The 15,103-nt window shown below is 63.8% G+C and carries 10 protein-coding genes; 7 read left to right on the top strand and 3 right to left on the bottom strand.

What is annotated here, in order from left to right:
• Positions 1 to 159: 159 nt before the first annotated feature.
• Positions 160 to 1,272 carry a 3-isopropylmalate dehydrogenase gene (gene leuB / locus CN933_RS16610; RefSeq protein ID WP_018098721.1) on the top strand — a complete coding sequence of 371 codons (1,113 nt, stop codon included), beginning with the start codon at positions 160 to 162 and terminating at the stop codon, positions 1,270 to 1,272.
• A gap of 130 nt (positions 1,273 to 1,402) precedes the next feature.
• The gene (locus tag CN933_RS16615; protein ID WP_018098720.1) at positions 1,403 to 2,110 is read left to right on the top strand and encodes a phosphatase PAP2 family protein; all 708 of its coding nucleotides are present in this window, start codon (positions 1,403 to 1,405) and stop codon (positions 2,108 to 2,110) included.
• Positions 2,111 to 2,207: 97 nt separating this feature from the next.
• On the opposite strand, the gene CN933_RS16620 is transcribed toward CN933_RS16615, so the two are convergent.
• Complete coding sequence (locus tag CN933_RS16620) at positions 2,208 to 4,097, bottom strand: MFS transporter (RefSeq protein WP_018098719.1); 1,890 nt, start codon at positions 4,095 to 4,097, stop codon at positions 2,208 to 2,210.
• Between the two features lie 273 nt (positions 4,098 to 4,370).
• Here CN933_RS16620 and CN933_RS16625 point away from each other — a divergent pair, with 273 nt between their 5' ends.
• The 3 genes from CN933_RS16625 (at position 4,371) to CN933_RS16635 (ending at position 6,682) form a co-directional block, all read left to right on the top strand.
• Positions 4,371 to 4,541, top strand: coding sequence for a hypothetical protein (locus tag CN933_RS16625; RefSeq protein WP_018098718.1), 171 nt, complete (start codon positions 4,371 to 4,373; stop codon positions 4,539 to 4,541).
• Between the two features lie 112 nt (positions 4,542 to 4,653).
• Positions 4,654 to 5,688 (top strand): aspartate-semialdehyde dehydrogenase, encoded by a 1,035-nt coding sequence (locus tag CN933_RS16630; RefSeq protein ID WP_003531790.1) that lies wholly within the window; start codon positions 4,654 to 4,656, stop codon positions 5,686 to 5,688.
• A 172-nt stretch (positions 5,689 to 5,860) separates the two neighbouring features.
• The gene (locus tag CN933_RS16635; protein ID WP_018098717.1) at positions 5,861 to 6,682 is read left to right on the top strand and encodes a lytic murein transglycosylase; all 822 of its coding nucleotides are present in this window, start codon (positions 5,861 to 5,863) and stop codon (positions 6,680 to 6,682) included.
• Positions 6,683 to 6,778: 96 nt separating this feature from the next.
• Here CN933_RS16635 and CN933_RS16640 read toward each other — a convergent pair whose 3' ends face one another.
• Positions 6,779 to 7,462, bottom strand: a complete 684-nt coding sequence (locus CN933_RS16640) for a carbonic anhydrase (protein WP_018098716.1) — start codon at positions 7,460 to 7,462, stop codon at positions 6,779 to 6,781.
• Positions 7,463 to 7,621: 159 nt separating this feature from the next.
• Positions 7,622 to 8,503 carry a pyridoxal kinase PdxY gene (gene pdxY / locus CN933_RS16645; protein WP_018098715.1) on the bottom strand — a complete coding sequence of 294 codons (882 nt, stop codon included), beginning with the start codon at positions 8,501 to 8,503 and terminating at the stop codon, positions 7,622 to 7,624.
• Positions 8,504 to 8,786: 283 nt separating this feature from the next.
• On the opposite strand from pdxY, the gene CN933_RS16650 reads away from it, so the two are divergent.
• Positions 8,787 to 13,574, top strand: coding sequence for an NAD-glutamate dehydrogenase (locus CN933_RS16650; protein ID WP_018098714.1), 4,788 nt, complete (start codon positions 8,787 to 8,789; stop codon positions 13,572 to 13,574).
• 125 nt (positions 13,575 to 13,699) lie between these two features.
• Positions 13,700 to 15,091 (top strand): MFS transporter, encoded by a 1,392-nt coding sequence (locus tag CN933_RS16655; protein WP_080636749.1) that lies wholly within the window; start codon positions 13,700 to 13,702, stop codon positions 15,089 to 15,091.
• Positions 15,092 to 15,103 lie beyond the last annotated feature (12 nt).

Consider the following 15,103-nt stretch of genomic DNA (forward strand, 5'->3'; position numbering starts at 1 on the left):
GTTGAGTTCAGCCATTCGAGCGCCGGCGCGCGATTCCGTCAAGCGGAAACAGGGTAGCGGTGACACCGGAGCACGCACAATTCTTTCGCAGACGCAATTTCCCTTGATACGAAGTTGCGCTAAGAACCCGGCCGAGTTTTCACGCGAGAAGGACTATCCATGACTGTGCGCAATCTCTTCCTTCTGCCCGGCGACGGCATCGGCCCGGAAGCCATGGCGGAAGTCCGCAAGATCATCGCTTACATGAATGCCGAGCGAGATGCCGGCTTCGTGACGGACGAGGGGCTTGTGGGTGGCTCGGCCTATGACGCCCATGGCGCGGCGATCTCCGAAGGGGATATGGCGAAGGCGCTTGCCGCCGATGCGGTGCTCTTCGGCGCCGTCGGCGGACCGAAATGGGATGCGGTGCCCTATGAGGTGCGGCCGGAAGCCGGGCTCCTGCGCCTGCGCAGGGACCTCGAGCTTTTCGCCAACCTTCGCCCCGCCATCTGCTACCCGGCGCTTGCCAACGCATCGTCGCTGAAGCCCGAGCTGGTCGAGGGCCTCGACATCCTCATCGTGCGCGAGCTGACGGGCGGCGTCTATTTCGGCGAGCCCAAGGAGATCATCGATCTCGGCAACGGCCAGAAGCGCGGCATCGACACGCAGGTCTACGACACCTACGAGATCGAGCGCATCGCCGGGGTCGCCTTCGAGCTCGCCCGCACCCGCAACAATCGCGTCTGCTCGATGGAAAAGCGCAACGTGATGAAGTCGGGCGTGCTCTGGAACCAGGTCGTGACCGAGACGCACAAGGCGAAGTATTCCGACGTCCAGCTCGAGCACATGCTGGCGGATGCCGGCGGCATGCAGCTCGTGCGGCAGCCGAAGCAGTTCGACGTGATCGTCACCGACAACCTTTTCGGCGACATGCTGTCCGACGTCGCCGCCATGCTGACAGGCTCGCTCGGCATGCTGCCCTCCGCCTCGCTCGGCGCACCGGATGGCAAGACCGGCAAGCGCAAGGCGCTTTACGAGCCGGTGCACGGCTCGGCGCCGGACATCGCCGGCAAGGGTGTCGCCAATCCGATCGCCATGATCGCTTCCTTCGCCATGTGCCTGCGCTACTCCTTCAACCTCGTGAAGGAAGCCGACGGCCTGGAGAAGGCGATCGCCAACGTGCTCGATCAGGGCATCCGCACCGGCGACATCATGGCGGAAGGCTGCCGGAAAGTCGGTACGGCCGAGATGGGCGACGCGATCCTCGCCGAGTTCAAGAGCCTTTCGGCCTGACGACTGCGCATTCGCTCGCGCCCGAATAGTCGAAACCGCACCTCCGGCCTTGCCGGGGGTGCTTCGCGTTTACGGGGTCTTGATTTTGCCGGCCGAGCCTTCACATCCATAAGGCGAAGGAAGGAGCAAAATGAACCGAGCGCTTTCACTGACCGTCTGGATCTGGCTGATGACGGTCGTCCTCGTCGTCGCCTTCACCCCTTTCGACCCGCATCTTTCCGAATGGGCGCAAGGTCTGCCGAAGGAGATCGTCGGCTTCAACCGCGCCATCACCGATATCGGCACCTTCGCCTGGATGATCTACAGCTCGGCCCTGCTGCTGCTGATCGCCTTCGTCGTCCGCCGATCCTCCGCGCGCGACACCTTGCGGCAGAGGGCGCGCGCGGCGCGCAATCTGTCCGCCTATTTCCTGCTGACGATCGGCACGGCGAGCGCGCTGGTGCACGGCCTGAAATTCCTGATCGGCCGCGCCCGTCCCGAGCTCCTTGCAGATTACGGCCCCTACAGCCTCACGCCGTTTACCGGCGACACGCTGTTCGAAAGCTTCCCGTCGGGACATTCCACGGCGGCCGGCGCCTTCTTCGGCGCCTTCGCGATGGTGATGCCGCAGCTTCGGCCGCTGTTTCTGCTGCTGGCCCTGCTCGTCGGCATCTCGCGCGTCGTGGTCGGCGCGCATTATCCGAGCGATGTCGCCGCCGGCCTGCTGCTTGGGCTCTGGGTCGCGCTGATGATGGCTTTCCTCTTTGCCCGGCAGGGCTGGCTGTTCAAGCGCGGTGCGGCCGGCTGGCCTGTGCTGAGGCATGTGGAGCACAGGGCCGAGGAAAGGGGAGCCGAGTAGATCGAAAAAAGCCGGCGCGGAAGCCGCGCCGGAGTCAGGAGAGCTGTTGAGATGGCGGAATGGGAAACACGCTCCCATCCCGCTCCCGTAAGCCGGCTCACTCCATCGTGTGGATATCCCGGTCCTTCGTCTCGGGCAGGAACAGAAGACCGATCACCAGCGTGATGCCCGCGAAAACGATCGGGTACCAGAGGCCGTAGTAGATATCGCCCTTTGCCGCGCTCATCGCGAAGGCCGTTGCCGGGAGCAGCCCGCCGAACCAACCATTGCCGATATGGTAGGGCAGCGACATGCCGGTATAGCGGATGCGGGTCGGGAAGAGTTCGACGAGCAGCGCCGCAATCGGGCCGTAGACCATCGTCACATAGATGACGAGCACGGTCAGTACGGCAATGATCACCGTCCAGTTGACGCGGGCCGCGTCGGCCACCATCGTGAAGGCGCCGCCCTTGTCTATGCTGTAGACCGCCATTTCGGTGGCGCTGCCGACTTCTTCCTGGGTGAGCAGCTTGTCGGCGACGAGCTTGTCGGCCGGCACCATGGCCTTTTCCCCGGCGCGCACGGCAGCGGCGTCGAGGGCAAGTTCCGGATTGGCAGCGACGAAGGCGTCGAGCTTCGATTCCGGAACCTTGGCAACACCGCGCACCAGCGGATAGCCCGCGGCCTGCAGCGCCATGTTGATCTGCTTGCCGAAAGCCGCTTCCTCGGCCTTGGCCCTGTCGCCGGCCGCAATGGCGTCGAAGCTGGTGATCGTCGTTTCGCCGATCTTCACCGTCGCCGGCGTACCCGCAGCCGCCGTGGTCACGACGTCATAGGGAACCGAGTTCTTGGTCAGGAAGGCGGTGGCGATGTCGCAGGAGGTGGTGAACTTCGCCGTGCCCGTCGGGTTGAACTGGAACTTGCAGTCGCCCGGAGCCGCGGTGACGGTGGCGCGAACGTTCTGCTGCGCTTCCGCAAGCGCGGGGTTGCCGGCCCAGGTCATCGCCTTGAACAGCGGGAAGTAGGTGAGCATGGCAAGCAGGAGGCCCGCCATGATGATCGGCTTGCGGCCGATCTTGTCCGACAGCCAGCCGAAGAAGACGAAAAAGCCTGTGCCGAGAAGGAGCGAGGCGGCAACCATCAGGTTTGCCGACTGGCCGTCGATCTTCAGAATGCTCTGCAGGAAGAACAGCGCGTAGAACTGGCCGGAATACCAGACCACAGCCTGGCCGACGACCGCGCCGAAGAGCGCCAGAAGGGCGATCTTGGCGTTGCGCCACTGGCCGAAAGCTTCCGTCAGCGGCGCCTTCGAACCCTTGCCCTCTTCCTTCATTTTCTTGAAGGCAGGAGACTCGTTCATCTTCAGGCGGATCCAGACGGAGACGCCGAGCAGCACGAAAGAGAGCAGGAAGGGTATGCGCCAGCCCCACTCGGCAAAAGCTTCCTTGCCCAGCATGTACTGGACCAGAAGGATGACCACCAGCGAGAGGAAGAGACCAAGGGTCGCCGTCGTCTGGATCCACGAGGTGAAATAGCCGCGGCGGCCGTGCGGCGCATGCTCTGCCACATAGGTCGCGGCGCCTCCGTATTCACCGCCGAGCGCAAGACCCTGCAGGAGGCGGAGCACGATCAGGATGATCGGAGCCGCAATGCCGATCGAGGCGGCACCGGGCAGGACGCCGACGAGGAAGGTCGACAGGCCCATGATCAGAATGGTGACGAGGAATGTGTATTTGCGGCCGACGAGGTCGCCCAGGCGGCCGAAAACCAGCGCGCCGAACGGCCGGACAAGGAAGCCGGCGGCGAAGGCGAGAAGCGCAAAGATGTTGCGCGTGGTCTCGGGATACTGGCTGAAGAAGGTTGCACCGATATAAACGGCAAGCGAACCGTAAAGATAGAAATCATACCATTCGAAGACGGTACCGAGCGACGAGGCGAAGATGACCTTCTTCTCCTCGCCGGTCATCGGGCCGGCTTTTGTGCCGCCCGCTGTCACGACGTTTGCCATTTTGATATCCTCCACTCCAAAATCGGTCTATTGGAGCGCCCATTCCCCGGTCCGGACATTCCTCCCTGAACGTCGGGTCCCCTTTGACATCCGGGCGTGGTGCGCCTCGCAACAAGATGTCAGAAAAGTGGCACGTGAGGCAGGGATGCTTTGGGCTTATGACTTTCGTCTAATGCCGGGATCACCACGCTCGCGCCCCGCACATCATGAAGTCTTCCCTCGTGCGGCCGCCAGCGCTGCCTTCCGTGACGACCACTAGGGAGGCTCCGCGGCTTGACTCTTGCCGAAAAGCCGGTAAGAGCAGCGGCGAACGAGGAAACCGCCATGGGACCGAAGGGTTCGTCCATCGCTGCGCTGAATTTGCCGGCCCATACCGCCGGGCGGATCAGCCATTTCTCGCTCGCGCGCAAAACCACGGCCAAAACGACGACGAAAACCGTCTGACGTCTCTGGCCTCCGCTCTCTCCCCGGTAAGGCCGGGGACAGGAACTTCGCGGTCGCACCGCGCAGTTTCCCCCTCCACCAGACGAGGAGAGACAGAAAGAGAGCTTAGACCATGGGTTTCAAAATTGCTGTCGCAGGCGCCACCGGCAATGTCGGCCGGGAGATGCTGAACATTCTTTCCGAGCGCGGCTTTCCGGCCGACGAAGTGGTGGCGCTCGCCTCCTCGCGCTCGGTCGGCACCGAGGTCTCCTACGGCGACAAGACGCTGAAGGTGACGAACCTCGACACCTATGATTTCTCCGACACCGACATCTGCCTGATGTCGGCCGGCGGCGCCGTCTCGCAGAAATACTCGCCGAAGATCGGCCGGGAGGGTTGCGTCGTCATCGACAATTCCTCGGCTTGGCGCTACGACGCCGATGTTCCGCTGATCGTACCGGAAGTGAACGCGGACGCGATCGCGCAGTTCTCCAAGAAAAACATCATCGCCAATCCGAATTGCTCGACGGCGCAGCTCGTGGTGGCGCTGAAGCCGCTGCACGACCACGCCAAGATCAAGCGCATCGTCGTTTCCACCTATCAGTCGGTGTCCGGCGCCGGCAAGGACGGCATGGACGAGCTCTTCAACCAGACCCGCGCTGTCTTCGTCGCCGATCCGATCGAGAGCAAGAAGTTCACCAAGCGCATCGCCTTCAACGTCATTCCGCACATCGACGTCTTCATGGAGGACGGCTACACCAAGGAAGAGTGGAAGGTACTGGCCGAAACCAAGAAGATGCTCGACCCGAAGATCAAGGTGACCTGCACGGCCGTGCGCGTTCCGGTCTTCATCGGTCATTCGGAATCGGTCAACATCGAATTCGAAAACGAGATCACCGCCGACGAGGCGCGCGAGATCCTGCGTGAAGCGCCGGGCTGCCTGGTCGTCGACAAGCATGAGAACGGCGGCTATGTGACGCCTTACGAATGCGCCGGCGAGGACGCGACCTACATCTCGCGCATCCGCGAGGATGCGACGGTCGAAAACGGCCTCAACATGTGGATCGTCTCGGACAACCTGCGCAAGGGCGCGGCGCTCAACGCGGTGCAGATCGCAGAGCTGCTGATCAACCGCGGCCTGATCAAGCCGCGCAAGCAGGCGGCTTGATCGGCCTCGGCCGGGCAAAACGTTAAGCCCCGCCTGCCTCGTTACGGCGACAGGCGGGGTTCGCAGTTCGTCGGCGGGCAATGGATTCACGTGAAACCATCGTGCCGGCGGCGAGCGGATGACGAAGCGGCATTTCGAAGGCAACAAATTCGGGCAATCGACGGGGTAATCCATGCATAGGGTGAAGAGCGCAGCAGCGGGCCTGGCGGCCCTGATCTCAACCGTAATTCTTCCGGCGGACGCCTCTGCGGCGCAGTGCGGCAATGACGGCAGCGGCTTCTCCGCCTGGCTGTCGGAATTCAAGCGCGAAGCCGCCGGGAACGGCATCAGCCCTTCGGTGATCGACCAGGCACTCGCCAACGTCTCCTATAGCAGGGCGACGATCCGCGCCGATCGCGGCCAGAAGAGCTTCAAGCTGTCGCTCGACCAGTTCATGCAGAAGCGCGGCGGTCAGGTGATCATTTCGCGCGGCAAGAAGCTGCGGGCGCAGAACGCCAAGCTCTTCCAGAGCATCGAGCAGCGCTACGGCGTTCCCGCCGGCCCACTGATCGCCATCTGGGGCATGGAGACCGGCTTCGGCTCGTTCCTGGGCAAGGAACACACGCTTTCCGCCGTCTCGACGCTCGCCTATGATTGTCGCCGCTCCGACTATTTCACCAATCAGCTCTACGCCGCCCTCCAGCTCGTCGAGCGCGGCGACCTCAGCCCGGCCGCCCGCGGGGCGGCGCACGGCGAGATCGGGCAGACGCAATTCCTCCCGGTGAACGTGCTGAAATACGGCGTGGACGGGGACGGCAACGGCCATGTCGACATGGTCCGCTCCAAAGCGGATGCGCTTGCCTCAACCGCAAATTTCCTGCGCGGCCATGGTTGGCAGCCGGGTGGCGGCTATCAGCCGGGCGAGGTCAACTTCGCCGCCATCCAGGGCTGGAATGCCGCCAGCGTCTATCAGCAGGCGATCGCCATCATCGGCGCCGAAATCGACGGCAGGTGACAGTGCGTTTGCCCCTCAGCCCGCTGCCGCGACTTCTCTCCCGCTAGCGGGGGAGAAGGGACAGGCGGGCGGATGAGCGGCCTTGAACGGCGACCGTTACGTTCCCGGTCGGGAAAAATCGCCGGTCTTCGCGTCCATCACCCAGAGCTCGCCGGTCGAGATGTCGAACCATGCGCCGTGGAGACGAAGCTTTCCCTTCGACTCCAGAACGTTCACGCAGGGGAACGTCCTCAGATTGGCGATCGAATTGCGGATCGAGACCCGCTCGAGCGCACGCTGTCGTTCCGCCGGCGTCATCACGTCATTGCTCTGGATCTGCTCGGCGGCCGGCTTCAGGAGGTTCATCCAGCGGCCGATGAAATCGCCCGGGGAGAGGGGCTCGGCGTCCGGGTCGAGTGCCGCCTTGATGCCGCCGCAGCGCCCGTGGCCCATGACCACGATGTTGGTGACCCGCAGCGACTGGACCGCGAATTCGAGCGCGGCCGAGGTCGAATGATAATGTCCGTCCGGTTCATAGGGCGGCATCATGTTGGCGACGTTGCGCACGACGAAGAGTTCTCCCGGGCCGGCATCGAAGATCGTTTCGGGCGCGGCGCGGGAGTCGCAACAGGCGATGACCATCGTCCTCGGTTTCTGACCGCTCTCGGCGAGGGTTTTGTAGCGCTGCTGCTGTTCGGTGAAGCGCCCGCTCATGAAATTGCGGTAGCCGGTCAGAAGATGTTCCGGAAAGCCCTGTATATCCATCGGTAACCCCGTTTCATCCACTCGTTCCTGCTGCATCGTCCTGGTGCTCCTGTCTTTGATCGGGATTCAAGGAAACATGCGGGTAGCGTGTCTGAAAGACGCACCGGGAACCATGAAGCGTCGAACTGTTACAGCGTGCTCCCGCCATCCGAAAGGGCGAAATGCGTCTATGAGGCAATTCTTCCATATCTGGCGCTATTTCTTCCGCGCCTGGCTCGGATGCATGAGGCGGCGCATCTGCACCATTGCCATCGGCGTCGCCAGGCTCGATGCATCCTGTTCGAGCGTCAGCTCGTCGGAATCGCGCTTACGGCTTCTCGCAATGATCTCGTAGACGCTGGCGGTCGCCATCTGCAGCGCGCGTTCCTCCGGAAGCCCTTCCAGCAGGCGCGCCAGGAATACGGCCGAGAGCAGATCGCCGGTGCCGTTCGGAGGATTGTCGATCAGGCGGTGCTCGGCAAGCAGCGCATGGCGTCCGGACAGGTAAAGATTGCCCGTGCCGCCGCTCATCATCGGTATCGCCGATGTCACCAGCACGCGTGACGGCCCGAGGTCGACCGCCGCGTCGAGAATGGCCGCATTCGTCTCGAGCGAAGCACCTGCCAACCAGGAAAGCTCGAACCGGTTGGGCGTGGCCAGCGTCGCAAGCGGCAGCAGCAGGTCGCGGATGGCGCTGGCGATCTCCACCGGGACGTAGAGGCCGCCCGCATCGCCAAGAATCGGATCGCAGGCATAGAAGAGCGCGGGATTGCGCTGGCGCAGCGCCTTCACGAGGCCAGCAACGACCGCCGCCTGTTCGGGGGAACCCAGATAGCCGGACAGCACCGCGCGCACCTCACCGATCCAGGGCGCAGCGACGAGATCGTCGATGATCGAGCGGAAGTCCTCGTCCGGCATGGTCACCCGCGTCGACCGACCGTGTCCCGGATGCCAGGGAAGCACGACCGTCGGCAAGGCCCAGACCCGGTGGCCGAGCATTTCCAGCGCGAAGACGGCAGCCCGGTTGCCCACCGCGCCGCGCACCACATGACTCGAAATGACGATGACGGCACCGGGCGCGGCAGGCGTGTCGGACATTGGGAGACCCCGTTATTCGCTTTCGAAGTGTGATCGCCCGCCCCTCACGGACTGTCAACTGCCGCTCGTGCAGACCCACGTGACAGAAACTTCGGCGTTTTCGTTCGTTTTTGCGGTTTTTCGGGAAATTTTTGCAAAATTGGCTTCGATTTAAATGGATTTAGGTCGAATCTACGTGATTTTCTCCAAAATCCGGCTCGATTTTGCCGAAATCCATCATAAAAACGGTCGCCATTGGGCATGGTTCTGCTAGGTTCAACCATCATGAGTGGAGAGCGATTTCATGGGCGTGAAGCATAATCCGAAGCGGGACCGGCACATCGATGCGGCCCGGGCGGCAGGGTCCAGATTCGGGGCCGAGACACTGCCACCGGAAATCCTCTTCGGCGGAGCGAGCAACGACGACCTCGACCGTTACACGCCTGAGATGCTGGCGCTCACCGCTGCCCACGCACGCAGCGAACTCGCACGCTGGGACGGCGGCAAGCCGCAGGTCTCGGTGGAGACGGTGGCAGGGGTCGCACCGGGCGGTATCGAGGTTTCGATCATCGCGATCACCGAACGCAACATGCCCTTCCTTTACGATTCGGTGATGGGAGAGGTGACGAGCACCCACCGCGACATCCACCTGGCGATCCATCCAATTCTGGTGATGGAGCCCGGCAAACCCGTGAAGCTGTTCGATCCGGACGAGGAAAGCGCGCCCGAGCACCGCGTCAGCCACATTCAAATCCACTTGAGCAGGCTGACTCCGCTGGAGGCACGCTCATTGAGCAAGCGCATCTCGGATGTGCTGGAGCAGGTTCATCAAGCCGTACACGACTGGCCGGCAATGACCGCTCTGCTCGACCAGGCAATGCGGGAGCTCGAGGAATACAACGCTTCCCGCAAGAAGAGCGACCGCGACGAGGCGCTGGCGTTCCTTCGCTGGCTAAGGGATAGCAACTTCACCTTTCTCGGAATGCGGGAATATACCTATTCCGGCAAGGGCGAACGGGCGACGGTCGAGCGCGGCAAGGGCAGGGGCCTCGGCATCCTGTCCAATCCGGACGTGCGGGTCCTGCGCCAGGGCAAGGATGCGGTGCTGACCACCCCGGAAATCCTCGCCTTCCTCGAGGGGCCCGACTTCCTGATCGTCACCAAGGCCAATGTGAAGTCGGTCGTCCACCGGCGTGCCCACATGGACTATATCGGCATCAAGCGTTTCGACGCCTCCGGCAACGTCGTCGGCGAACTGCGCATCGTCGGTCTGTTCACCTCGACGGCCTACACGCGCCAGGCGTCGGAGATCCCGCTGCTCAGGCACAAGATCGAGAAGATCGTCGATCATTTCGGCTATGATCCGCAGAGCCATTCCGGCAAGACGCTGGCCAACACGCTGGAGGCCTATCCGCGCGACGATCTTTTCCAGATCGATATCGGGCTGCTCGCCGCCTTCTGCGAGCAGATCAACGAGCTCGGCGACCGGCCCCGGGTGCGGGTGCTGCCGCGCATCGACCACTTCGACCGCTTCGTCTCGGTCATCGTGTTCGTGCCGCGCGAACAATACGATTCCGACGTCCGCGAAAAGATCGGCGACTATCTGAAAACGGTCTATGACGGCCGGGTCTCGGCCTATTACCCGGCCTTTCCCGAAGGCGGGCTTGCACGCGTCCATTTCATCATCGGCCGCTCGGGCGGCAAGACGCCACGGGTTCCCCAGGCGAAGCTCGAAGAGGCGGTCCGCGCCATCGTCACCCGCTGGATCGATCGGTTCAATCTGCTCGCCCGCAAGGAGGGCACGGAGATATCGGTTGGTGAAGCCTATCAGGCGGCCTTCACGCCCGCGGAAGCCTATGCCGACCTCGGAGACATCGCCGCCTGCACGGCCGGCGACCCGATCCGCATCTCCTTCTACCACCGGCACCAGGAGCGGCCGGATACGCTGGAACTGAAGATCTTCCATGCCGACACGCCCGTTTCGCTGTCGCGCCGCGTGCCGCTTCTCGAAAATCTCGGCTTCCGTGTCATCAGCGAGCAGACCTACGACATCGGCGTGCACGTCCATGGGGACGAGCCCCGCGAGGTCGTCCTTCACGACATGGAGCTGATCCATCGCGACGGGCACACGCTCAATCTCGCCAGGATCGGCCCGGCCCTGGAGGAGGCCTTCCTGGCGGCCTGGAACGGCACGACGGAGGACGACAACTTCAACCGGCTGGTCCTGCTTGCCGGGCTCACCGCCCGCGAAATCACGGTGCTGCGCGCCTATGCGCGCTACCTGCGCCAGGCCGGCATCACCTATTCCCAAGGCTATATCGCCGATACTCTGAACAAGTATCCGACGATCGCCGCCGACATCTTCCGCCTCTTCTCCACGCGCATGGATCCGACGACGGAGGGGAAAGCGCGCACCAAGAAGTGCAACGCCTTGCTGTCGGGCATCGAGGAGGCTCTGTCGGCCGTGCCCAGCCTCGACGAAGACCGGATCCTGCGCCGCTACGTCAATGCGGTCCAGTCGACGCTCCGGACGAACTATTTCCAAAAGGACGCCGAAGGCAGGCCGCGCGCGGTTCTTGCCTTCAAGCTCGATCCGAAACAGCTCGAAGGCCTGCCGGAACCGCGGCCTTTCCGAGAGATTTTCGTCTACGGCACGGAAGTGGAAGGCGTCCATCTGCGCTTCGGCAAGGTGGCGCGCGGCGGCCTTCGCTGGTCCGACCGGGCGCAGGATTACCGGACCGAGGTGCTCGGCCTCGTCAAGGCGCAGCAGGTGAAGAACGCCGTCATCGTTCCGGTCGGCGCCAAAGGCGGCTTCTATCCGAAGCAGCTGCCCGTCGGCGGCAGCCGCGACGAGGTCTTCAAGGCGGGAACGGAGGCGTACAAGACCTATATCCGCACGCTGCTCTCCGTCACCGACAATATCGTCGGCCAGGACGTCGTTCCCCCGGAGGACACGCTGCGGCTCGACGGCGACGACCCCTATTTCGTCGTTGCCGCCGACAAGGGAACGGCAACCTTCTCCGACACGGCGAATGCGCTCGCCCAGGAAGCGGACTTCTGGCTGGACGACGCCTTCGCTTCAGGCGGCTCCGCCGGCTACGACCACAAGAAGATGGGAATCACCGCGCGCGGCGCGTGGGAGGCCGTCAAGCGGCACTTCCGCGAAATGGACGTCGACATCCAGACGACGCCCTTCACCGTCGCCGGCGTCGGCGACATGTCGGGCGACGTCTTCGGCAACGGCATGCTGCTTTCGGAAAAGATCCGGCTGATCGCCGCCTTCGACCACCGCGACATCTTCATCGATCCCGAGCCGGATATCGATCTCTCCTTTGCCGAGCGCAAGCGAATGTTCGCGCTTTCGCGCTCCAGCTGGCAGGATTATGACCGTAAGGCGCTCTCGCCCGGCGCGATGATCATTTCGCGTTCGGAAAAACTGGTGACACTCACCCCCGAAGCGATGGCGGCGATCGGCATCGACAAGCCGAAGGCGACGCCCTTCGAGATCATGAGCGCAATCCTGAAGAGCCCGGTCGACCTGCTCTGGTTCGGCGGCATCGGCACCTATGTGCGCGGCACCAACGAGACGGATGCCGAGGTTGGCGACCGTGCCAACGACGCGATCCGCGTCTCCGCCGAGGACGTGCGGGCGCGCGTGATCGGCGAGGGGGCCAATCTCGGCGTCACCCAGAAAGGCCGGATCGGCTTCTCGCTCAATGGCGGGCGTTGCAACTCCGATGCCATCGACAACTCGGCCGGCGTCAATTCCTCCGACGTCGAGGTCAACATCAAGATCGCGCTTGCCTCCGCCATGCGCGAAGGCCGCCTGACCCGGCCCAAGCGCAACACGCTTCTGGCATCGATGACGGACGAGGTGGGACATCTCGTGCTGCGCAACAACTACCAGCAGTCGCTGGCGATCTCGCTCACCGAGATGCAGGGCCTCGCCAACCGCACCCCGCTGGCGCGGCTGATGGCGCGGCTGGAGGCCGACGGCCACCTCAACCGCAAGGTCGAGACCCTGCCGACCGACCAGGCGATGAGCGAGCGCTACCAGGCGGGCCGGCCGCTCACGCGCCCGGAGATCGGCGTGCTGCTCTCCTATGCGAAACTGGTGCTCTTCGACGAGCTGCTCGTCAGCGAGCTTCCGGACGACCCCTATTTCACGGCGACCCTGGAGCGCTACTTCCCCGCAAAGATGCGCAAGGCCTATGCCGGCGACATTCACGGGCACCGGCTGCGCCGCGAAATCATCGCGACCGTACTCGCCAACGAAACGATAAACCGCGGCGGCCCCGCTTTCGTTTCGACGCTGACGGATGCCACCGGCTTCCTCTCCGCCGATGTCGTGAAGGCAGCGGTGCTGGCCCTGGATGGCTTCGATCTGCCGCGCATCTACGGCGAGATCGACGCGCTCGACAACAGGATCAGCGGCGTGATCCAGAACCGGCTCTATCACGAGGTGGGGCGTATCTTTGCGCTCGTCGCCGAACGGGCGCTGCGCACCCGCGCCTCCGAGGGCTCCGTGGCCGAAGCGGTTGCCCGGCTTCGCGACGGGCTGCAGAAGCTGCGCGGCACCATGCGGGCGGCGATATCCAGGGAGGGTGCCGAGGAAGCTCGCCTGAGGGCCGCCGGCTTCATCGAAAACGGCGTGCCGGCAAAGCTTGCCGAGGAAGTCGCCGAACTGTCGCTCATGACCCTGGTCCCTGAGATCATGCAGATCGCCACGGTAACCGGCGAGCCGCTGAGCCGCACCGCCCAGGCCTATTTCACCGTCACCGAAAGCCTGAGGATCAACCGCCTGCTGGCGGCCGCCGACCGCGTGCCCGCCACCGAGCAGTTCGAGTCGATGGCGCTCTCGCGGGCGGTCGGCGATATCGGCACCGCACGCCGCGATATCACCATCGCCGCCCTGGTCGAGCATAAGGGCGAGCGAAACCCCGTTCTCGCCTGGCAGGATCGCGATCGCCAACGCGTCGCCACTGTCGGCGACCAGCTGAGGCTCCTGACCGAAAAGGGCGAAACGACGCTCGCCAAGGTCACTGTCGCAGCCGGTCTCCTCAGCGATCTTGCACGCGGCTGGACGAAATGACACAGTCCCTCCGGCCATAACTCGGCCGGAGGAACCAATTCCGCTCCGGTCGAAGGTTGTTCTTCATTGCCCTGCCCGCCGCCCCCGAACGCGGCGCGCTTGCGCAAGTGCCGGGGAGGGATGAAGTGGATATCGCGGCTGGGCGAATGGAGGAGCGGCCTCGGACTTCCCGTCTCGGCATTGCCGGCTGGATGCTGTTCGACTGGGCCGCGCAACCCTTCTTCACCGTGATCACCACCTTCATCTTCGCGCCCTATTTCGTTTCCCGGCTAACGGCCGATCCCGCCCAAGGGCAGGCGGTCTGGGGCTATACGCTGACCATTGCGGGGATCGTGATCGCTCTGCTTTCGCCGGTCCTCGGCGCCATTGCCGATGCGGCCGGCCCGCGAAAGCCGTGGATCGCCTTTTTCGCCGCCGTGAAGATCATCTCGCTCGCCCTGCTCTGGAACGCGGCGCCGGGCTCGTCCCTGATCTATACGGCGGTCTTTCTTGCGCTGGCGACGGTGGCCGCCGAATTTTCCATCGTCTTCAACGATTCGATGATGACGCGGCTCGTGAGCGAAAAGGAAGTGGGGCGCATCTCCAACATCGCCTGGGGCCTCGGCTATCTCGGCGGCATGATCGTGCTGATCGCCGTGGTCGCGCTGATTGCCGGAAGCCCGCAGACCGGCAAGACGGCGATCGGACTCGAACCTCTGTTCGGGCTCGATCCGGCAAAGGGCGAAGACGCCCGCATCACCGGCCCCATTTCCGCCGCCTGGTACATGGTTTTCATCCTGCCGATGTTCCTCTTCACGCCGGACGCGACCAGGGCAACGATGTCGATGGCGAAAGCAACCGCTCGGGGCTTCGAGGAACTGAAGGGCACGCTTGCCGAACTCAAGGAGAGGGCCGGCATCTTGCGGTTCCTGATTGCCCGGATGATCTTCCAGGACGGCGTCAACGGACTGCTCGCGCTCGGCGGCACCTTCGCGGCCGGGATGTTCGGATGGCAAACGATGGAACTCGGGCTCTACGGCATCATCCTGAATGTCGTGGCGATTTTCGGCTGCCTTTATGCGAGCAGGCTCGATGCACGGCTCGGCTCCAAGACGATCGTCATCGCAAGCCTCGTCTCACTGACGATCGCCACGCTCGGCATCGTCTCCACGGGGCCCGGTTTCACGCTCTTCGGGCTTGTCCCGCTTGGCTCGACGGACTCGGGCGGCCTCTTCGGCACCGCCGCCGAAAAGGCCTATATTCTTTACGGCCTGCTCGTCGGCGTCGCCTTCGGGCCGGTCCAGGCCTCGTCCCGATCCTACCTCGCGCGCAGTGTTTCGCCCGACGAAGCCGGGCGCTATTTCGGTCTTTACGCCCTTTCCGGCCGCGCCACCTCGTTCCTGGCGCCCGCCTCGGTCGCGACGATCACGCTTATGACCGGTTCGGCCCGGATCGGCATGATGGCGCTGGTGGCCTTTTTCGCCGTCGGTCTCGTGATCCTCCTGCGGACTCCCTATCCGGCGCACCGGCCGCGATAGGAATGTCGAGCA

It is taken from the genome of Sinorhizobium sp. M4_45, from assembly GCF_002885915.1.
Classification (GTDB): domain Bacteria; phylum Pseudomonadota; class Alphaproteobacteria; order Rhizobiales; family Rhizobiaceae; genus Sinorhizobium; species Sinorhizobium meliloti_A.